Source organism: Frateuria defendens (genome assembly GCF_001182895.1).
GTDB classification, from domain to species: domain Bacteria; phylum Pseudomonadota; class Gammaproteobacteria; order Xanthomonadales; family Rhodanobacteraceae; genus Frateuria_B; species Frateuria_B defendens.
The window spans coordinates 1-245 of the sequence record NZ_LFQR01000253.1 but is presented as its reverse complement, the minus strand read 5'-3'; the positions used below and the strand labels follow the sequence as shown (position 1 = coordinate 245).

General features: G+C 62.9%; 1 pseudogene. It reads right to left on the bottom strand.

Features of this window, described 5'->3' with window-relative positions:
* A pseudogene (locus tag ACH65_RS20920) lies at positions 1-245 on the bottom strand (ankyrin repeat domain-containing protein); the annotation flags it as partial.

Genomic DNA, 245 nt, shown 5'->3' with positions numbered 1-245 from the left:
TCGTAGGGAAAGCCGAGGTTCTTGCGCATCTCGCGATAGTGCTGCGGCATAGGCGGGCGCAGGTAGCCGTGTTGCAACAGCCATTGCTGACATTTGCGCTGCCAGGCCGGGTTGCTCGGATTGCCGGGATGCCAGTAAATGGCTTCGATGACGGGATAGGAGAGTGCCCGAGGCACCGACGGCTGTTTGGGCAGCCGCCCTTCCGTCGGGTCCGCGCCATGCTGCAACAGCCAGTAGGTCTGCTC